The sequence below is a fragment of the Pseudomonas tehranensis genome (assembly GCF_014268615.1).
Taxonomy (GTDB): domain Bacteria; phylum Pseudomonadota; class Gammaproteobacteria; order Pseudomonadales; family Pseudomonadaceae; genus Aquipseudomonas; species Aquipseudomonas tehranensis.
Genome location: NZ_JABWQV010000098.1, coordinates 1 through 17,137 on the forward strand (window position 1 = coordinate 1; position 17,137 = coordinate 17,137).

Annotated in this window: 23 protein-coding genes; 20 read left to right on the forward strand and 3 right to left on the reverse strand. The window is 59.1% G+C overall.

The features are described 5' to 3' along the window. The first annotated feature begins 90 nt into the window (after positions 1 to 90). From HU811_RS15480 to recX, 15 genes are all read left to right on the forward strand, one after another. A complete protein-coding gene (locus tag HU811_RS15480) occupies positions 91 to 600 on the forward strand; it encodes a phage baseplate assembly protein V (protein ID WP_092401081.1) in 510 nt (169 codons plus the stop codon). Then, on the forward strand, positions 600 to 998 hold the full coding sequence (locus HU811_RS15485) for a phage GP46 family protein (RefSeq protein WP_186656792.1): 399 nt from the start codon (positions 600 to 602) through the stop codon (positions 996 to 998). Before HU811_RS15480 ends, HU811_RS15485 begins: the two co-directional genes overlap by 1 nt. After that, on the forward strand, positions 988 to 2,028 hold the full coding sequence (locus HU811_RS15490; protein WP_092454209.1) for a baseplate J/gp47 family protein: 1,041 nt from the start codon (positions 988 to 990) through the stop codon (positions 2,026 to 2,028). The genes HU811_RS15485 and HU811_RS15490 overlap by 11 nt, the downstream gene beginning before the upstream one ends. After that, positions 2,016 to 2,615 (forward strand): YmfQ family protein, encoded by a 600-nt coding sequence (locus HU811_RS15495; RefSeq protein ID WP_092401075.1) that lies wholly within the window; start codon positions 2,016 to 2,018, stop codon positions 2,613 to 2,615. Before HU811_RS15490 ends, HU811_RS15495 begins: the two co-directional genes overlap by 13 nt. A gap of 11 nt (positions 2,616 to 2,626) precedes the next feature. After that, positions 2,627 to 3,790 (forward strand): phage tail protein, encoded by a 1,164-nt coding sequence (locus HU811_RS15500; RefSeq protein ID WP_186656793.1) that lies wholly within the window; start codon positions 2,627 to 2,629, stop codon positions 3,788 to 3,790. Further along, on the forward strand, positions 3,787 to 4,296 hold the full coding sequence (locus HU811_RS15505) for a phage tail protein (RefSeq protein WP_186656795.1): 510 nt from the start codon (positions 3,787 to 3,789) through the stop codon (positions 4,294 to 4,296). The genes HU811_RS15500 and HU811_RS15505 overlap by 4 nt, the downstream gene beginning before the upstream one ends. A gap of 27 nt (positions 4,297 to 4,323) precedes the next feature. Then, positions 4,324 to 5,421, forward strand: a complete 1,098-nt coding sequence (locus tag HU811_RS15510; protein WP_186656796.1) for a phage tail protein — start codon at positions 4,324 to 4,326, stop codon at positions 5,419 to 5,421. Between the two features lie 7 nt (positions 5,422 to 5,428). Then, positions 5,429 to 5,989, forward strand: a complete 561-nt coding sequence (locus HU811_RS15515; protein WP_186656797.1) for a tail fiber assembly protein — start codon at positions 5,429 to 5,431, stop codon at positions 5,987 to 5,989. A gap of 120 nt (positions 5,990 to 6,109) precedes the next feature. Continuing rightward, a complete protein-coding gene (locus HU811_RS15520; RefSeq protein WP_186656799.1) occupies positions 6,110 to 7,009 on the forward strand; it encodes a gp53-like domain-containing protein in 900 nt (299 codons plus the stop codon). After that, on the forward strand, positions 7,010 to 7,459 hold the full coding sequence (locus HU811_RS15525) for a phage tail assembly chaperone (RefSeq protein WP_186656801.1): 450 nt from the start codon (positions 7,010 to 7,012) through the stop codon (positions 7,457 to 7,459). A 20-nt stretch (positions 7,460 to 7,479) separates the two neighbouring features. Beyond that, positions 7,480 to 8,043, forward strand: coding sequence for a glycoside hydrolase family 19 protein (locus HU811_RS15530; RefSeq protein ID WP_186656802.1), 564 nt, complete (start codon positions 7,480 to 7,482; stop codon positions 8,041 to 8,043). Further along, positions 8,025 to 8,561 carry a lysis system i-spanin subunit Rz gene (locus HU811_RS15535; RefSeq protein WP_186656803.1) on the forward strand — a complete coding sequence of 179 codons (537 nt, stop codon included), beginning with the start codon at positions 8,025 to 8,027 and terminating at the stop codon, positions 8,559 to 8,561. The genes HU811_RS15530 and HU811_RS15535 overlap by 19 nt, the downstream gene beginning before the upstream one ends. Positions 8,562 to 8,632: 71 nt before the next feature. Next, positions 8,633 to 9,133 carry a CinA family protein gene (locus HU811_RS15540; RefSeq protein WP_092401054.1) on the forward strand — a complete coding sequence of 167 codons (501 nt, stop codon included), beginning with the start codon at positions 8,633 to 8,635 and terminating at the stop codon, positions 9,131 to 9,133. Between the two features lie 83 nt (positions 9,134 to 9,216). Next, positions 9,217 to 10,269, forward strand: a complete 1,053-nt coding sequence (gene recA, locus HU811_RS15545; RefSeq protein WP_047230023.1) for a recombinase RecA — start codon at positions 9,217 to 9,219, stop codon at positions 10,267 to 10,269. A gap of 8 nt (positions 10,270 to 10,277) precedes the next feature. After that, on the forward strand, positions 10,278 to 10,745 hold the full coding sequence (recX, locus tag HU811_RS15550) for a recombination regulator RecX (protein WP_092454226.1): 468 nt from the start codon (positions 10,278 to 10,280) through the stop codon (positions 10,743 to 10,745). A 46-nt stretch (positions 10,746 to 10,791) separates the two neighbouring features. Here recX and HU811_RS15555 read toward each other — a convergent pair whose 3' ends face one another. Further along, on the reverse strand, positions 10,792 to 11,910 hold the full coding sequence (locus HU811_RS15555) for an LOG family protein (protein ID WP_092401047.1): 1,119 nt from the start codon (positions 11,908 to 11,910) through the stop codon (positions 10,792 to 10,794). Positions 11,911 to 12,360: 450 nt separating this feature from the next. Between HU811_RS15555 and HU811_RS15560 the strand changes: the two genes are divergently transcribed. Beyond that, positions 12,361 to 12,555 (forward strand): hypothetical protein, encoded by a 195-nt coding sequence (locus HU811_RS15560; RefSeq protein WP_092401045.1) that lies wholly within the window; start codon positions 12,361 to 12,363, stop codon positions 12,553 to 12,555. On the opposite strand, the gene HU811_RS15565 is transcribed toward HU811_RS15560, so the two are convergent. Next, the gene (locus HU811_RS15565; RefSeq protein WP_092401042.1) at positions 12,556 to 12,978 is read right to left on the reverse strand and encodes a PA3611 family quorum-sensing-regulated virulence factor; all 423 of its coding nucleotides are present in this window, start codon (positions 12,976 to 12,978) and stop codon (positions 12,556 to 12,558) included. Between the two features lie 181 nt (positions 12,979 to 13,159). Between HU811_RS15565 and HU811_RS15570 the strand changes: the two genes are divergently transcribed. From HU811_RS15570 to HU811_RS15580, 3 genes are all read left to right on the forward strand, one after another. Beyond that, complete coding sequence (locus HU811_RS15570; protein ID WP_186656804.1) at positions 13,160 to 13,903, forward strand: tRNA-uridine aminocarboxypropyltransferase; 744 nt, start codon at positions 13,160 to 13,162, stop codon at positions 13,901 to 13,903. A 224-nt stretch (positions 13,904 to 14,127) separates the two neighbouring features. Further along, on the forward strand, positions 14,128 to 14,781 hold the full coding sequence (gene erdR, locus HU811_RS15575) for a response regulator transcription factor ErdR (RefSeq protein WP_047230029.1): 654 nt from the start codon (positions 14,128 to 14,130) through the stop codon (positions 14,779 to 14,781). A gap of 69 nt (positions 14,782 to 14,850) precedes the next feature. Beyond that, entirely contained in the window at positions 14,851 to 15,213 is a 363-nt protein-coding gene (locus HU811_RS15580; protein ID WP_092401036.1) for a diacylglycerol kinase, read from the forward strand. An 11-nt stretch (positions 15,214 to 15,224) separates the two neighbouring features. Here the strand turns inward: HU811_RS15580 and HU811_RS15585 are convergent, their stop codons facing one another. Next, positions 15,225 to 16,151 (reverse strand): LysR family transcriptional regulator, encoded by a 927-nt coding sequence (locus HU811_RS15585; RefSeq protein WP_047230031.1) that lies wholly within the window; start codon positions 16,149 to 16,151, stop codon positions 15,225 to 15,227. A gap of 121 nt (positions 16,152 to 16,272) precedes the next feature. Here HU811_RS15585 and fpr point away from each other — a divergent pair, with 121 nt between their 5' ends. Continuing rightward, the gene (gene fpr / locus HU811_RS15590) at positions 16,273 to 17,052 is read left to right on the forward strand and encodes a ferredoxin-NADP reductase (protein ID WP_003184787.1); all 780 of its coding nucleotides are present in this window, start codon (positions 16,273 to 16,275) and stop codon (positions 17,050 to 17,052) included. Positions 17,053 to 17,137 lie beyond the last annotated feature (85 nt).

Here is a 17,137-nt window from a genome sequence, read left to right on the forward strand (position 1 = left end):
AGCGAGCCTGCTCGCGATGGCGCCAGCACAGCCCAAGGGATCTTGATCAATACACATTGCTTTCAAACTTCCGATTCCAAGGAAACCTCAATGAGCCTACTGACCCGCCTCCTGGCGCGCGGCACTGTCGTGCTCGCCAATTCGGCTACCAAGTTGCAATCGCTGCAAATGCGCCTCACCGCCGGCGAAGTGAATGACGATATGGAGCACTTCGAACCCTACGGTTTCACCAGCAATCCGCTGGCCGGGGCAGAGGGGATCGCCACGTTCCTGGGCGGTGACCGCTCCCATGCCGTGGTGCTGGTGGTCGCCGACCGTCGTTTCCGCCTCAAGGCCCTGGCCCCTGGCGAAGTGGCGATCTACACCGACGAGGGCGACAAGATCCACTTCAAGCGTGGCCGGGTCATCGACATCCAGACTGCGACCCTGAACATCCGCGCCAGCAGCGCGGTGAACATCGACAGCCCGGTCATCAACCACACCGGCAAGCTCGTTTCCCAGGGCGACCAGATCGCCGGCGGCATCAGCCAGATCAAGCATGTGCACGTCGGCGTGCAGGCCGGTAACGGCCAAACCGGCATGCCGGCGGGAGGCCAGTGATGTTCATCAGCCAGAACCTTCACGCCGCGCTGACCCGCTCGGTGCTGATCAGCCTGTTCACCTGGCGCCGCGCCGCTGACGACGATGCCGTGGATGACGAGCAACGTTTCGGCTGGTGGGGCGACACTTTTCCCACCATCGCCGACGACCGTATTGGTTCGCGGCTGTGGCTGTTGCGCCGGGTCAAGCTGACCCGGCAGACCCAGCTCGACGCCGAATTCTATGCCCGCGAAGCCTTGCAATGGCTGATCGACGATGGCCATTGCAGCGCCATCGACATCATCAGCGAACGCCTCGACGCCCAGCGCCTGAATCTGCGCACGGTTTTGACCCTGGCCGACGGCGAGCGCCTGGACATCAACCCCGATAACAGTTGGCAGGTGACCTATGCCGTTTGAAACCCCTTCGCTGCCGGTGCTGATCAAGCGCGCCCAAAGCGACCTGGCCAGCGATTCGCTGCGCCAGTCCGATGCTCAAGTGCTGGCTCGCACCCTGGGTGGCGCCGCCTATGGCCTGTATGGCTATCTGGATTGGATCGCTGAGCAGATCCTGCCGGACAAGGCCGACGAATCCACCCTGGAGCGCATCGCCGCGCTGCGCCTGAACCAGGCGCGCAAAGCGGCCCAGGTGGCCAGCGGCAGCGTCAGCTTCACCGCTACCGCGGGCGCTGTGCTGGATGTCGACACGCTGCTGCAGTCCAGCGATGGGCGCACCTACAAAGTGACCAGCGCCCGCACCACCAGCAATGGCCTCAATAGCACCACTGTCGCCGCGTTGGACGCCGGCAGCCTGGGTAATGCCGATGCCGGGCTGGTGTTGACGTCGGTGCAGCCGATCCTTGGGATCGGCAACAGCTTCACCGTGCTGGCGCCCGGGTTGACCGGCGGCCTCGCTCGGGAAAGCCTCGAATCCCTGCGGGCCAGGGTGATCCGCTCCTACCGCATCATTCCCCACGGCGGTTCCGCGCAGGACTATGAAACCTGGGCCCTGGAATGCCCTGGCATCACCCGCGCCTGGTGTCGCGGCAGCTACCTGGGGCCGGGCACCGTTGGCGTGTTCGTCATGCGTGACGACGACCCACAGCCGATTCCCAACACCGAGCAACTGGAAGAAGTCCGGGCCTATATCGAGCCACTGCGCCCGGTCACCGCCGAAGTGCATGTGCTGGCGCCAGCGCAGGTGCCGGTGACCTACCGGCTGCGCATTACCCCGGACACCAGCGCCGTGCGTGCCGCCATCGAAGCGCAACTGCGAGACCTGCATAACCGCGAAGCTGGCCTTGGCGAAACCCTCCTGCTGACCCACATCGCCGAAGCCATCAGCAGTGCCACCGGGGAAACCGACCACGCACTGACTGCACCCATCGCCGACGTGGTGGCCGCCAGCAATCAGTTGCTGACCTTCGGAGGCTGCGTATGGCAAGCCTGAGAACCGCCGAGCAGTACCAGGCCCAACTGCGCAGCCTGCTGCCCAGCGGCCCGGCGTGGGATCCGGAGCGGGTGCCGGAACTGGAAGAGGTGCTGCAAGGCATCGCCCAGGAATTGGCGCGTCTCGATGCCCGCGCCGTCGACCTGCTCCACGAAATGGACCCCGCGGGTGTGAGTGAACTGGTGCCGGATTGGGAGCGGGTGATGAACCTGCCTGACCCGTGCCTGGGCGCTACACCGCTGTATGACGACCGCCGTTTGGCGGTGCGTCGGCGGCTGTTGGCGGTGGGCAGCCAGGCCATCGCTTATTACGTGGAAATCGCCAAGAGCCAGGGCTATCCCAACGCCACCATCACCGAACTCAAGGCCCCCCGCATGGGCCGCGCCCGCTTCGGCGAAGCGCACTTCGGCACCTGGCAGGCGCAATTCATGTGGACCCTCAACACCGGCGGTCGCCTGCTGCTCGGCCGACGTTTTGGCGCCAGCTATTGGGGGGAGCGTTTCGGCGTCAATCCGGGTTCGGCGCTTGAGTGCCTGATTCATCGTAGTGCGCCGGCGCACACGAAGGTTCACATCAATTATGACTAGGGAGTAGATGAATGGATTATCCGAAGAGTGTGCCCAGCGCAGGCCTGGTGAATGGGAAGTTCGTGGATGAAAATCCGTTGACCGGGACGCCGGGGTCATTGATTCCAGCAGCCTGGGGGAACGGGGTGACGCAGGAAATTGTGAATGTCATCAAGGCCGGGAATCTGGCGCCAGATGAAACCCAAAACGATCAATTACTCGAGGCGATTCAGTCAGTCGCCGCCAAGGGCTGGAACCAGGATCTCGCGCTTCCGATCGCCGCTTTGTCGCTGCCAACGATTGCAACGGCGGATGCCCGTCTGGCACTAACGCCTACGGCCCTATCCACCAGCGGCGGCCGCGTCTCGATTCCGGCGGGTGTGTACATCAGCATCGGACAAGACGTAGTGAGTGGGCGATTGGGCCGTTCACGTACCTACGTGACGACGGCATGGAGCAGCGCCGATCTGTTGCCCAGCGCCAGCTATTTTCTAAGAGCACAGGTCATAGGCGGCGCACTGACGTTCTATATGCAGCGCGGAAGCTTGTATGACCTCCCGCCGGAGTCCTTGAAGGGGACAGTCAACGGCGTGTCCGGCGGCGGATTTGCGTCCACCCCCCTGGACATGTGCCTGGCCTGGGTGATGACCGGGGCGCCGGGCTCCTTGCCGACGATTCGCACGATCTATAACCGTGCTCAATTGACCTGGACGCAAACGGTGAATGGCAATGGCGTGGTCTATCTACCGTTGGATCCTCACGCCCGAGCAGCACGGCTTGTGGCGGGTAATCCGACACCCGCACCGAACGTCGTGACCTCGCTGTCGTTTGTTCAGTCCGGGTGGCTTGGGGGCAACTACAGCTATCTGTCACCCGTCGCTACAACTCCTGGCAACAATGCCGTGGGTTGGGCGAACCCCGCAAGTCCGTATATGTGCGTGTTGTTCTCCAACAACGTCGTCAATGACGTGAGCGTCTCCACGGTCACGGCCAGTTTTGACCATGCCCAGTCGCGTTCGCTTTGGCAGTCATATCAGGCCGAGCACACATTGGGCGCCACCAATGCCGATAGCGACGAGTTGCTGTTGAGCATGGGGATCAAGGGGCACCAGGCCCTGACGGATTACAGCATTGGTATCGGCGTCAACTTTATCAACGCAGTCAATGTTCACCTGTCCTGGGAGCTGATCCGATGAAAGTCATTCAAGAGCTGCACCAATACGAAGATGGACTTCGCCCGCCTGCGCCCTCATCCGCCCATATCTGGGAGGACGGTACTTGGGTACTTACTGAGGAGAATGCCGCCGAGCAGTTGCGCCAGGAAGTCGAACGCTTATGCGCCACGGTCGATACTGCTGCCGACAGCGCCCGCCGCACGTTGGCCGGTGATCCCTTGCGTGCCTTGGAATACCAACAAACCGCCCTGGAGGCGCGGGCCTTCAAGGATCAGGGCTATCCGAAAAAATTGGTTCCGTTGTCCGTTTCTGCCTGGGTCGTCAAAGGGCGCACAGCCAGGCAGGCGGCGGATCAGATTCTCGCCAAGGCCGCCGAATTTGAAACGAACCTACTGGCGCTTCGAGAACTGCGCTTGAAGGCCAAGATACAGATTCGCGCGCACATGGCCAAAGGCAAGGCGGATCTTGCCAGCCAAGCCGTTGATGATGTGCTCGCGACTATCCGGGCGCTACCTCTTCGCGCTTGAGCCCCATCTCATAGAGAGCAATAAAACATGGATTATCCAAAAAGCGTTCCCAGCGTCGGGCTGGTGAACGGCCGGTTCGTGGATGAAAACCCGTTGGCGGGCACTCCCGGGTCGTTGATTCCGGCGGTATGGGGAAACAGTGTCACCCAAGAAATCCTCGGCGTGATCTCCTCGGCCGGCATGACGCCGTCCGAAGCGGATAACGGCCAGTTGATCAAGGCACTGCAAACCATTCTCGGGCGTAGTAGTCCGATGCGTTCAGTCGTCACGCGGCTTACCACATCAAAGGTGTTGGCCGCCGACGAGTTGGGGCTGGTGCTGATCGATTCAAGTGCTGGTGCGAGCACTGTAACCCTACCGGCGGCCAATGCGGCGCTCGGTGTTCGCGATGTGATTGTGCGGCGTGTGGATAACAGTGGTAACCGTCTGACGGTGCGGGCTGACGGTAGTGATAGGGTTCGGTTTCATACCCACCTGGCAGCCAATGGTTATCCATTCCTGGTGCTAATGGGCAGCGGGGATTGGTGGCACCTGCGCAGTGACGGGACGGGAGCCTGGTGGCCCTTGGGGCGGTTTGATACCACTCCGTTGGGGCGCATCTCATTTGACAGCGCACGTCAGGTACTGCCCGGCGGTTATGCCGTACTCAATGGTAATCTCCTGTCGCGTAGTGATTGGCCGTGGTTGTTCGATTTGGCTCAATCATCCGGTGTGATGGTGACCGAGGCTACCCGAGCAGGGAGCGAAGGTGCCTGGACTAATGGTGACGGTGCTACCACTTTTCGCCTACCCGATATTCGGGGCGAATTTCTGCGTGTCCTGGATGAGGCGCGAGGGGTGGATGTCAACCGCCTGGCGGGTAGCAGGCAGGCGGATGCCTTGGAAAGTCATAACCATTTCCTGCCAACCAGCTCAGGTACTGCTGTGCGTCCGACGCCTAGTCTTCCTGACAGCCTATGGGATTTGACACATGACGTTAATGCCGCGCCTGTGTCTGGCACCCTCGGTACGACATTTCCCAACGCGGCTTATAACAGTGGCGATTCTGTGGGCAATATCGGAGGTTTCAGTACTGAAACTCGTCCCAGAAACATCGCCTATCCCGCTCGAATCAAGTTGATCTGAGGCCACTATGTTCATCTATCTATTTGACGACAATGGCGTCCTGTCGGGCCCGGTCGAGCTTCCAGTAACACCCGGCATGGGCATCCAGATTCCAAGCAACGGCATCCAGCTCTCTTTTGAATTGCCCGCAGCCCAAGAACATCATTCGTGGGTCATGGTGAACGGCGTTCCACGAGAAATGGTGGACTGGCGCGGTTCGGTTTATCGCAAGGACAACGGCGCTCATCTGGAGTGGACCGAGTTCGGCCAATTGCCGGACATGTACACAGCCGAACCATGGCCGGGCAATTACTATGTATGGCGCGATACCACCTGGGTGTTTGACGAGATGCTGCAGCTGGCCGACCTCAAGCGCGAAGCCCTGTCAAAGCGCGATAAATTGCTGCGCGAAGCCATTCAGAAAGTCGCTCCTTTCCAATATGCCGAAGACATCGGCGACGCCAGCGACCAGGAACAACTGGCCCTGATGGAGTGGAAGCTCTACTGCGTCGAGTTAAACCGTATCCAGCACCACACCGGTTTTCCAACCGACATCAACTGGCCGGTCGTGCCTGAGTCTGCGGCTTAAAGCGCCACGGACCAAACCGCTTAAACCTTCTCAATTTTTTTCGGGCTCTGTTGGGCGAGTCAACAGGCGCAGTTTTCTATTGCCTGTTTTTTGGCCGTTTGAATATCAAGGGAGGACAACGTGGACTATCCAAGAAGTGTGCCCAGTGCGGGTTTGGTGAATGGCAGGTTTGTAGATGAGGATCCCTTGACCGGGACGCCAGGATCTTTGATCCCCGCCAGTTGGGGCAATGGTGTCACGCAGGAAGTGCTCAATGTCATTCAAGCCGCTGGACTGACGCCCTCGGAACAACTGAACAATCAACTTTTGACGGCGTTGCGTGGCGACGGGTTATTTACCACCGCCGCGCAGTTTGACAGTGACGGGTCCGTAGCCACCACGGAGTTCGTGAGACGTAGCGGGCTGCAGTATTCCGGCTTTACTGCGTACGCAACGAATACCGCGTTGACGCTGGCGCATATCGGTGGAGCCGTCAGTTTTGCCAGTGCTACGCCGATCAGCGTCACGCTGCCTGGCACTACCGGAATCATGCATGGGGCGACGCTGACACTTGTTAACGTTGGTGTCGGCGTGGTCACCCTATCGACGGCCTCGGCTGCCGATACGATAGGTTCGTCAAGTGCCGCATTGGGGCCAATCGATCTGGGGCGGGGTGAAACGGCTAAGTTCGTTAAACTCGATAACCAATGGCGGTTGATCGGCGGCACCATTGTGCTGAAGTACACCTCGTTGTTTTCAGGTCATCTCGGTAATCCGGGTTATCAAAAATACGCCAGTGGGATTATCGATCAATGGGGAGCCGGCACGACCGATGCTAACGGCGATGTGTTCGTCACTTTTCCTATTTCATTTCCAACCGCTTTTGCTTCTGTTGTAGCCAACCATGTCGGCGGTGATGGTGCGGTGGTTATTCTCGTTGGAGGAAGCGGCACTAAACAGGGCTGTCGTTTCCGGGTTCGCAATATGGATGGGCAGGCGATGGCCGGGTGGGGTGTGTATTATTTTGCGAAGGGGTATTGAGTGAACGAATTCACTGTGTTGTTCAGTCCAAGTACCTGCGGCGCTTATGTCCCGGGTATCAATACTTCGGATATCCCAGAAGATGTCATAGAAGTCCCCAGGTCCTATTGGCTATCGTTGCTTCAGCAACTGGCTATGTCGCCCAAGAAAATTTCAGTCAATCCTGACAATGGCTATCCCATCCTTGTAGATCCACCTCCTCTGACGTCAGGCCAAGCTGCTGAGAACGAGTATGCGTGGCGCAATGCCCAGCTCTCGGCAACGGACCGTCTCGTCGCGCGGGATCGCGATGAAATGGACGACGGTAGCGGCACCACATTGGACCAGACGCAATACACACAACTGCAGGCTTACCGTCGCGCCCTCAGGGACTGGCCACAGGATGAGCTTTTTCCTGCTGCTGAATATCGTCCGGTCGCGCCACCCTGGCTGACCGAGCAACTTCAATAACGCCTTCGATGAACTGACCTATGGAAGTCACCCAACAACAACTCCTCACCATCATGCCCAACGCCCGCTCTCAAGCGGGCGTTTTCGTTTCGCCCCTTAACAGCGCCATGTCCAGCCATCGTATCGACACGCCCAAACGCATTGCCGCGTTTCTGGCCCAGGTTGGCCATGAATCGGGGCAATTGCGCTATGTACGCGAGCTCGGCAGTGATCAATATCTCAGTAAGTACGACACGGGATCGTTGGCCGTTCGCTTGGGCAATACACCCCAGGCCGACGGCGACGGTCAGCAATATCGGGGGCGCGGGCTGATTCAGATTACCGGGCGTGACAATTATCGACGTTGCAGTCTGGGTTTGTTTGGCGATGAGCGATTGCTGGCTTTGCCGCAACTGCTGGAGCAACCGCAATGGGCGGCTGAGTCTGCCGCCTGGTTCTGGAATCAGAACGGTTTGAACGAACTGGCTGACCGTGACCAGTTCAACAGCATCACCCGGCGCATCAACGGCGGTTTGAATGGCTTGCAGGATCGTCTGCAACTCTGGGCGCGGGCGAGGGCGGTGATATGTCAGCCTTTGGTTTGATGCCTGTTTCTTCTCGCACCCTTGGCGTCGCTGTGTTGCTGGCGTTGGTGGCCGGCGGCCCGGCGATGTTGGCGTGGCAAGTCCAGACGTGGCGTTATGAGCGGCAACTGGCGCAAACGGCCCAGATCCAGGCACAGATGTTGAATCACATAACCCAGGCGGCAGCTATTCAACAAAAGGCCGAGCAAGACAAGCGTCTGGCCCTGGAACAGCAACTCTCCGCCAGCGAACAATCCCATTACCGAGCCTTGAGCGATGCCCAACGTGATCAGGATCGCTTGCGCGATCGTCTTGCTACTGCCGATGTCCGGCTGTCAGTCCTCCTCGACGCCGACGATGTTGCCGCCGGTTGTGCAGTGCCTGCCACCGCCGGCGCCGGCGGCGTGGATCATGGCCCCCTACGCGCCCGACTTGACCCGGCGCATGCTCAACGAATTGTCGCCATCACCGACGAAGGGGATCGCGGATTGATCGCCTTGCAGGCGTGTCAGGCCTACGTCAGGGCGCTGGGCCGGTAATCCGTCGAGCCTTGCAAGCCTGGCATGCTCGTGTACGGTAGGCCTCACTTGCGACGAATCAGGAGAGCATCATGGATGACATTACCGAACTGGCCGCTGAGCTGGGCCGACGTCTGCAGCGGGTCAATGCCCATGTGACCACGGCCGAGTCCTGTACCGGAGGCGGGATTGCTGAGGCGATCACTCGTATTCCCGGGAGTTCGGCGTGGTTCGAGGCGGGTTATGTCACCTATTCCAACCGCCAGAAGACTCAGCAACTGGATGTGCCGGCCGAGCTGTTTGCAACGGTGGGGGCGGTCAGTCGCGAGGTGGTGGAGGCCATGGTGCGGGGGGCGCAGCAAAAAAGCCTGGCGCGTTTTGCTGTGGCGGTCAGCGGCGTGGCCGGCCCCGATGGTGGCTCGCCGAACAAACCGGTGGGTACGGTGTGGCTGGCCTGGGGCGTTGGTGACACGGTTGTCAGCGAGCAGCGATTCTTTGCCGGCAACCGCGACGAAGTCCGCCGACAAACGGTGAAGGCCGCGCTAGAGGGGCTGTTGCAACATGCCGCCGCAGAAATCTCAAATCAGGGGTAGGCGATCCTCAATCGCTGTGGAATAATACTGGCTACTTATACAGGTGTTGGCCGTCAGGCCTTATTGATTACGTGAGGACTTTAATGGACGACAACAAGAAGAAAGCCTTGGCTGCGGCCTTGGGTCAGATCGAACGTCAATTCGGCAAGGGTGCCGTAATGCGTATGGGCGATCAGGACCGTCAGGCTATTCCTTCCATCTCCACCGGCTCCCTGGGCCTGGACATTGCGCTTGGCATTGGCGGTCTGCCAAAAGGCCGTATCGTTGAAATCTACGGTCCTGAGTCTTCCGGTAAAACCACGCTGACCCTGTCCGTGATCGCTCAGGCTCAAAAAGCCGGTGCGACCTGCGCTTTCGTCGATGCCGAACACGCCCTGGACCCGGAATATGCCGGCAAGTTGGGCGTTAACGTCGATGACCTGCTGGTTTCTCAGCCGGACACCGGTGAACAGGCCCTGGAAATCACCGACATGCTGGTGCGTTCCAACGCCGTTGACGTGATCATCGTCGACTCCGTGGCTGCACTGGTACCCAAAGCGGAAATCGAAGGTGAAATGGGCGACATGCACGTGGGCCTCCAGGCTCGTCTGATGTCCCAGGCCCTGCGCAAGATCACCGGTAACATCAAGAACGCCAACTGCCTGGTGATCTTCATCAACCAGATCCGTATGAAGATCGGCGTGATGTTCGGCAGCCCGGAAACCACTACCGGTGGTAACGCGCTGAAGTTCTACGCTTCGGTTCGTCTGGACATCCGCCGCACCGGCGCAGTGAAAGAAGGCGATGAGGTTGTCGGCAGCGAAACCCGCGTCAAGGTTGTGAAGAACAAGGTCGCTTCGCCGTTCCGTCAGGCGGAGTTCCAGATTCTTTACGGCAAGGGAATCTACCTCAATGGCGAGATGATCGACCTGGGTGTGTTGCACGGTTTCGTCGAAAAATCCGGCGCCTGGTATGCCTACAACGGCACCAAGATCGGTCAGGGCAAGGCTAACTCGGCCAAGTTCCTGGCGGACAACCCGGAAATTGCAGCAACCCTCGAGAAGCAATTGCGTGACAAGCTTCTGAGCCCAGTTGCAGACGTCAAGTCGGTGGCTAACCGCGAGACTGCAGACGACCTGGCTGACGCTGACATCTGATCGATTCGATGACTGTCGTACTCGATACCCTCGTCGCGGTGCGGCGAACCGCGATGGACCTGCTCGCCAGGCGCGAGCACGGTCGAGTCGAGCTGACGCGTAAGCTGCGTCAGCGCGGCGCCCCAGATGAATTGATCGACACGGCCCTCGACCGTTTGACGGAAGAGGGCTTGTTGTCGGAGTCCCGCTACCTTGAGAGCTTTGTCTCTTATCGAGCTCGTTCTGGGTATGGTCCCTTGCGAATTCGTGAGGAGCTCGGGCAGCGTGGTTTGCAACGCCCGGACATCGAACTTGCCCTGCGCGAAAGCGGTATCGATTGGCAGGCGCAACTGACGGACACCTGGCGTCGCAAGTTCTCAGGGCATTTGCCCATCGATGCTAGGGAGCGAGCCAAGCAAGGACGTTTCCTGGCATATCGAGGATATTCCATGGAAATGATCAACCGTTTATTCAGCGGTCGCGGCATGGACGACTAAACAACAACGGCCCGTTATTTCGATAGCGGGCCGTTTTTTTATGGGCTCAGGTCACCTTGATCGGCTCCCAGGTGAGGGGTTGGACCTTGGTGGCGGGCTGGGCCCAGTTCTCCGATAGGTTGATGTAATCCACCAGTTCCCTCAAACGACCGTGATCGCGGGCATTGAAGGTAAAGGCCAGTCGGGTCAGATGGCTGAAACGGGCCTCGTCGTGTTCCTCGCCGGCGTAGGCGTGTTGATGAAAACAATCGTTGAGGCACAGATCGGCAAACTCCGCCTGCAAATGCCCAAGGGCCTGTTCGTTCAGCTTGTGATTCATACGGATCACGAATTGATGTTTTAGCCAGCGGCTGGAGTGGAAGTTGCTGTAGAACTGATTGATCTCCTCTACGGCCTCTTGAGCGCTGTACACCAGGCGCATCAACTTCATATCGGTGGGCAGGATGTAGCGGTTTTCCTCCAGTTGCTCACGGATGAAGTGCAGGGCGCCTTGCCAGAATTTGCCCCCTGGTACATCCAGCAATACCACCGGCACCAGCGGGCTTTTACCGGTTTGCACCAACGTCAGGACTTCCAACGCTTCATCGAGGGTGCCGAAACCGCCTGGGCAGAGCACCAGTGCGTCGGCCTCTTTGACGAAGAACAGCTTACGGGTGAAGAAGAAGTGGAACGGCAGCAGATTCTGCGTGCCTTCAACGGTCGGATTCGCATGCTGTTCGAAAGGCAAGGTGATGTTGAAACCCAGGCTGTGGTCCCGGCCGGCACCTTCATGGGCCGCGGCCATGATGCCACCGCCGGCGCCAGTGATGACCATCATGTCCGAGCGTGCCAACTCCGCCCCCAGTTCCCGGGCCAAGCCGTACAGCGGATGTTCGATGGGCGTTCGGGCCGAGCCGAAGACCGTGACCTTGCGTCGACCCTTGAATTGTTCGAGCGTGCGAAAAGCGTGCTCCAGTTCTCGCAAGGCCTGCAGCGTGATCTTGGCATTCCAGCGGTTGTGATCTTCCTGGGCCATGCGCAGGACGGTCAGGATCATGTCGCGGTAGATGGGGAGGTTCGGGCTGTTGGGGGAGACCAGGTTGAGTTGCTCTTCGACCTTGCGGGTGAGGTCGTGTCCATGGTTCTCAAAATGACGACTCAGCGAGTCATTCGGTTTGTAAGGCATTCAGCTTCTCCTTCTTGGCAAAACCCCAGCCCGAACGAGAGATTCGTCAGGGCCACGACACTCCGTGTGTCGTTGTCAGCCCAGGACCGTGCCTGGACGTTCGACCTGGTTCGACGCGGCGTGCGACAGGCGACCAAGTCATCCTGCGGGTTCTGCGTTTCCCTTGTATGAAAGAACTGTCACGCGCAAAGGTGTCGGTGGGGCAGCCTCGTTCTGCCCGAAGCAAAGAGATACTTTTGAATCTAGTCCCTCACGCGGATCTTCGCTGCCTTGATCATGGCGCTTAAAAAACATCGTTGGCAACCGCTCAAATGTCATGCCGCTCGTCCGATTGCCAACTAGGTGCGTGCCGCTCTGATTAACTGATTAGCAAGCATTCAATGCTATGGCGCGTCCGGGACTGGACGCTGCGCGATGGATTGAAGTGGATCGGGCATGGAGGCGGGACTGATGACCAGAGTAACTTTGGAGCTCGACAGGCAGTTGTACCTGACGCTGTTGGAAGCGGCTCAGGCTAATCGAGTAAGCCTCGAAGAGGAATGCTGTCGCCGGTTGGAAGGCCGAGCATGGCGCTCGCGCTACCTGCAGGCGCTGGTGGCGGAACTGCGCGCCGACGATGAGCAGCGGCGCGCCAGTTCGGGGTGATTATTTTTTGGTCTTGGCCGGTTTCGGGCAGTCGGATTCCTGGAAGCGCTCAGTCGCGATGGGGCGATTGGTCTTAACTTCGGTGAACTCGTAGCGCATGGTCGCGCCTTGGGCCATCAGCTTGCGCAAGCCAGGGTTGGTACACACCGTGGCGCCCAGCTGGAAATACACGGCCTTGGGGTCGGCCCGCATTTTTTGGGCGTGGCTGCTTTGCACGCTCAGATGATTGATCAGCTCATTGCCTTCTACGGTGTAGCCCTGGTCGAGAATGTCCTCGTTGATTGCCCGGGGCGTGCCGGCGCTGCTTTGCGCGGCGACATTGCGCAGCATCTTGTTCAGTTCGAGTTCTTTCAGCGAAGCGGCCTGTGCGGTGACGGACGTCGCCAGTAGCACGGCAACGGTGGGGACGATAAGGCGCAGCATGAAACTCTCCTGGTTCAGTGACTGGTGGTTCGACCGATCACATGACTGTGCGTTCAGTGGCGGCAAATTATAGGGGAGGCCGGGTGGACGGTACAGGTTTGCGCGCTCTGGTAGACTGCCGGCCTTTATCTTGCCGAGTCTTGTTCGTGTCGAGTTTTCCTGTCTGTCGGCGTCGCCTGCGATGAACCATGCCCCCAACGCTGTAGCCCGTCTGCGCGACCAGCGCATCGATGAAGGTATCAAGCCGATTCAGGCCCGTGGCTGGCGCGCCCCCCGTTGCAGTGCCTGCCGGGTGATAGAGAGTCATTGCCTGTGCGCCTGGCGTCCGAGCGTCGAGGCTCGCTCGGGTGTCTGCCTGATCATGACTAACAAGGAAGTGTTCAAGCCGAGTAACACGGGTTGGCTGATTGCCGACGTAGTGCGGGACAATCACGCGTTTATCTGGTCACGCACCGACGTTGACGAACAACTGCTGGCGCTGCTCAACGACCCGCAATGGCAGCCATATCTGGTGTTTCCCGGTGAGTACGTCGAGCCATCGCGGGTCACACATACCGTCAACCTCGATCAGGGCAAGCGTCCGTTGTTCATTCTGCTGGATGCGACCTGGACCGAGGCGCGGAAGATTTTCCGCAAAAGCCCGTATTTCGACCGTTTACCGATTCTGAGCCTGCTGCCCGACAGGCTGTCGCGCTACCGCTTGCGCCGTTCGACTCGCAGCGAGCATCTGTGCACCGCCGAAGTGGCGGCATTGTGTCTGGAGCTGGCTGGGGACAGTGGCGCTGCGTCGGCCCTGGATGCCTATTTCGATGTGTTCAGCCAGCACTATCTGGGGGCCAAACGGCAGCAGGAAGTGGATGTGTCTACCTCTGCCCACGCCGAGTTGCAGCCCTTTATTCCTGCATTGAAGCCGGTGTTGGCCTAATAGTGGCGCATACTCAACACGGCAGCAGCCGTGCTGCTTGACCACCCCGGTTTCGCTGGGCATGCTTGGCGCCGATTAGGGTGCGGCCAAGGTTTGAAACGCCGTGTTTTTACGTGTTGGCGTTGAACGTACCCCTTTGATGCCGCTGCATGTCGGTATCTTGAGTTGCTTGGGCGAGGCGTGAGTGCATCGGGCCTGCCATTAAAAACAGGATCATTTGAAAAATGGCCACATACGAAATCCTGATAGCCGATGACCATCCGCTCTTTCGCAGTGCGTTACATCAGGCAGTGACCATGGGGCTCGGTCCCGATGTCCGACTCACGGAGGTGGCCAGTATTGCGGAACTGGAGGCCCGGCTGACTGAAAAGGCCGATTGGGATCTTGTCCTGCTGGATCTGAATATGCCCGGCGCGTATGGCTTTTCCGGGCTGGTCTTGCTGCGCGGGCAATACCCGCAAATTCCCGTGGTGATGGTTTCGGCCCAGGAAGAAGCTTCGGTGATGGTCAAGGCCCGGGAGTTCGGCGCCAGTGGTTTCATTCCTAAATCCAGTTCCCTTGAGATGATTCAGGTCGCCGTGAAGGCGGTCCTGGATGGCGATGTGTCCTGGCCTCCCCAGGCATTCGAAGCAGTGAGCGTGTCCGACGAAGCCAAGGCCGCCAGCGAGGGGCTGGCCAGCCTCACTCCGCAGCAGTTCCGCGTGTTAACCATGGTGTGTGAAGGTCTGCTGAACAAGCAGATTGCCTATGAGTTGAACGTGTCCGAAGCCACCATCAAGGCCCATGTCACTGCAATCTTTCGTAAACTGAATGTGCGCACCCGGACCCAGGCGGCCCTGCTGCTGCAGCAACTTGAGTCCATTTCACCGCAATCGTAGCGTCTTGTTCACGCTTTTTTGACCGGGTTTGAATTAGCTTCTCCACCCCTTTTGATCAGTTGCCCACTTATGTCGCCTTTTAAAGGCCAAACCGGCCTGAAACGCATCCTCAACGCCTCCGGCTATTCTCTGGACGGCCTACGCGCGGCCTTCGTTGGTGAAGCCGCGTTTCGTCAGTTGGTCTTGCTCGACGTCATCCTGATTCCGTTGTCGTTTTTCCTGAATGTCAGCCGTGTCGAGCAGGCGCTGCTGATTGCGGTCTGCCTGCTGGCGCTGATCGTGGAGTTGCTCAACTCGGCGGTGGAGGCGGCCATCGACCGCATTTCCCTGGAGCTGCACCCGTTGTCGAAAAATGCCAAGGACATGGGCAGTGCCGCTCAGTTCGTCGCTTTGACCATGATTGCCTTGGTGTGGGGCCTGATTTTGCTCTAGCGTGCCGGCGCTCAGGCAATGGGGGGCAGGACGATTTCGTCGCTGCGCTGCACGCCAGCGGTGAATGCCCGGCACAGCTCGAGGAATTCGCGCATGGCCGAGGTCTGGTATTTTTGTTTGTGCCAGATGAAATAAAACTGCCGGGCCAGGTCCATGTCCGGGGTTTCCACGGCGACGAGGCTGCCGCGCCGGAAGGCGTCGCGCAGAGCCAGGCGTGAGATGCAGCCAATCCCCAGGCCTGATTCCACGGCCCGCTTGATGGCTTCGGTGTGTTCCAGTTCCAGACGCACGTTCAGCGCACTGCGATGGTGACGCATGGCCTGGTCGAAGGTCAGGCGTGTGCCGGAGCCCTGTTCCCGCAGAATCCACGCTTCATGAGTCAGTTCCTCCATGGTCGCCTGGCCACGTTTGGCCAGCGGATGTTGAGGGGCGCAAAACACTACCAGCTCATCCTCGACCCAGCTCTGGACCTCGATGTCCGGATGGCTGCAGTCGCCTTCGATTAGACCCAGATCAATTTCATAGTGGGCAACCTGGTGCACGATATTGGCAGTGTTTTGCACGTGCAGCTTCACCTGGCTTTCTGGATGACGCTGCATGAAACTGCCGATCAGCAAGGTCGCCAGGTAATTGCCGATGGTCAGAGTCGCGCCGACCGCCAGTGAGCCGAAACCGGACTTGCCATTGAGCAGGTCTTCGATCTCCTTGGATTGGTCCAGCAGCGCCACCGCCTGGGGCAGCAGTTGTTTGCCCAGGGCATTGAGACTCAGGCGTTTGCCGGCGCGGTCGAACAATTGGCAGCTGGACTGGCGCTCCAGTTCGGTGATGGAGGTGCTGGCCGCCGACTGCGAAAGATTGAGCAGGCCCGCAGCACGGGACACGCTTTCTTGCTGGGCGACGGCGACAAAAACCTGAAGTTGACGGAGAGTAAATCGCATATCTATATAACCGATAACCCTTATCTTGATAATTCATTTAACAGATATTGTCGCCGCCATTAGAATGCGATGCAATTGCGCATATTAACGACGCAGGCATCATTCCCAGGAGTCCCCGTACATGAGCAACATGAACCACGAGCGTGTCCTCAGTGTTCATCACTGGAACGACACTCTGTTCAGCTTCAAGTGCACCCGTGATCCGGGCCTGCGCTTCGAGAACGGTCAGTTCGTGATGATCGGCCTGCAGCAGCCCAACGGCCGCCCGCTTATGCGCGCTTACTCGATCGCCAGTCCGAACTGGGAAGAGCATCTCGAATTTTTCAGCATCAAGGTGCCTGATGGTCCGCTGACTTCCCAGTTGCAGCATCTGAAGGAAGGCGACGAGATCATCATCAGCAAGAAGCCCACCGGCACCCTGGTGCTGGACGATCTCAAGCCTGGCAAGCATTTGTACCTGCTCAGTACCGGCACCGGCCTGGCGCCGTTCATGAGCGTGATCCAGGATCCGGAAACCTACGAGCGTTTTGAAAAAGTGATCCTGTGCCACGGCGTACGTTACGTCAATGAAGTTGCCTACCGCGAGTTCATTACCGAACACCTGCCGCAGAACGAGTTTTTCGGCGAAGCGCTGCGTGACAAGCTGATCTACTACCCGACCGTGACTCGCGAGCCGTTTGAGAACGAAGGCCGCCTGACCGACCTGATGCGCAGCGGCAAGCTGTTCCGCGACATCGGCCTGCCGCCGATCAACCCGCAGGACGACCGCGCCATGCTGTGCGGCAGCCCGAGCATGCTCGACGAGACCAGCGAAGTGCTCAACAGCTTCGGCCTGACTGTTTCGCCGCGCATGCGTGAGCCGGGTGACTACCTGATCGAGCGGGCGTTTGTAGAGAAGTAAGCCTGTTTGGATAAGTGTGGAGTGGGGTGTCAGTCGGCATAGTCGTTGAATGTTGGACCGCTTTCGCGAGCAAGCCCGCTCCCAC

Coding starts and splice junctions, on each gene's coding strand:
- HU811_RS15535 (WP_186656803.1), top strand. CDS start 8,025: ATGTCAGCCTTTGGTTTGATGCCTGTTTCTTCTCGCACCCTTGGCGTC.
- HU811_RS15505 (WP_186656795.1), top strand. CDS start 3,787: ATGAAAGTCATTCAAGAGCTGCACCAATACGAAGATGGACTTCGCCCG.
- HU811_RS15500 (WP_186656793.1), top strand. CDS start 2,627: ATGGATTATCCGAAGAGTGTGCCCAGCGCAGGCCTGGTGAATGGGAAG.
- HU811_RS15490 (WP_092454209.1), top strand. CDS start 988: ATGCCGTTTGAAACCCCTTCGCTGCCGGTGCTGATCAAGCGCGCCCAA.
- HU811_RS15565 (WP_092401042.1), bottom strand. CDS start 12,978: ATGCTGCGCCTTATCGTCCCCACCGTTGCCGTGCTACTGGCGACGTCC.
- HU811_RS15555 (WP_092401047.1), bottom strand. CDS start 11,910: ATGCCTTACAAACCGAATGACTCGCTGAGTCGTCATTTTGAGAACCAT.
- HU811_RS15530 (WP_186656802.1), top strand. CDS start 7,480: ATGGAAGTCACCCAACAACAACTCCTCACCATCATGCCCAACGCCCGC.
- HU811_RS15510 (WP_186656796.1), top strand. CDS start 4,324: ATGGATTATCCAAAAAGCGTTCCCAGCGTCGGGCTGGTGAACGGCCGG.
- HU811_RS15585 (WP_047230031.1), bottom strand. CDS start 16,151: ATGCGATTTACTCTCCGTCAACTTCAGGTTTTTGTCGCCGTCGCCCAG.
- recX (WP_092454226.1), top strand. CDS start 10,278: ATGACTGTCGTACTCGATACCCTCGTCGCGGTGCGGCGAACCGCGATG.
- HU811_RS15480 (WP_092401081.1), top strand. CDS start 91: ATGAGCCTACTGACCCGCCTCCTGGCGCGCGGCACTGTCGTGCTCGCC.
- erdR (WP_047230029.1), top strand. CDS start 14,128: ATGGCCACATACGAAATCCTGATAGCCGATGACCATCCGCTCTTTCGC.
- fpr (WP_003184787.1), top strand. CDS start 16,273: ATGAGCAACATGAACCACGAGCGTGTCCTCAGTGTTCATCACTGGAAC.
- HU811_RS15570 (WP_186656804.1), top strand. CDS start 13,160: ATGAACCATGCCCCCAACGCTGTAGCCCGTCTGCGCGACCAGCGCATC.
- HU811_RS15485 (WP_186656792.1), top strand. CDS start 600: ATGTTCATCAGCCAGAACCTTCACGCCGCGCTGACCCGCTCGGTGCTG.
- HU811_RS15495 (WP_092401075.1), top strand. CDS start 2,016: ATGGCAAGCCTGAGAACCGCCGAGCAGTACCAGGCCCAACTGCGCAGC.
- HU811_RS15580 (WP_092401036.1), top strand. CDS start 14,851: ATGTCGCCTTTTAAAGGCCAAACCGGCCTGAAACGCATCCTCAACGCC.
- HU811_RS15540 (WP_092401054.1), top strand. CDS start 8,633: ATGGATGACATTACCGAACTGGCCGCTGAGCTGGGCCGACGTCTGCAG.
- HU811_RS15560 (WP_092401045.1), top strand. CDS start 12,361: ATGACCAGAGTAACTTTGGAGCTCGACAGGCAGTTGTACCTGACGCTG.
- recA (WP_047230023.1), top strand. CDS start 9,217: ATGGACGACAACAAGAAGAAAGCCTTGGCTGCGGCCTTGGGTCAGATC.
- HU811_RS15515 (WP_186656797.1), top strand. CDS start 5,429: ATGTTCATCTATCTATTTGACGACAATGGCGTCCTGTCGGGCCCGGTC.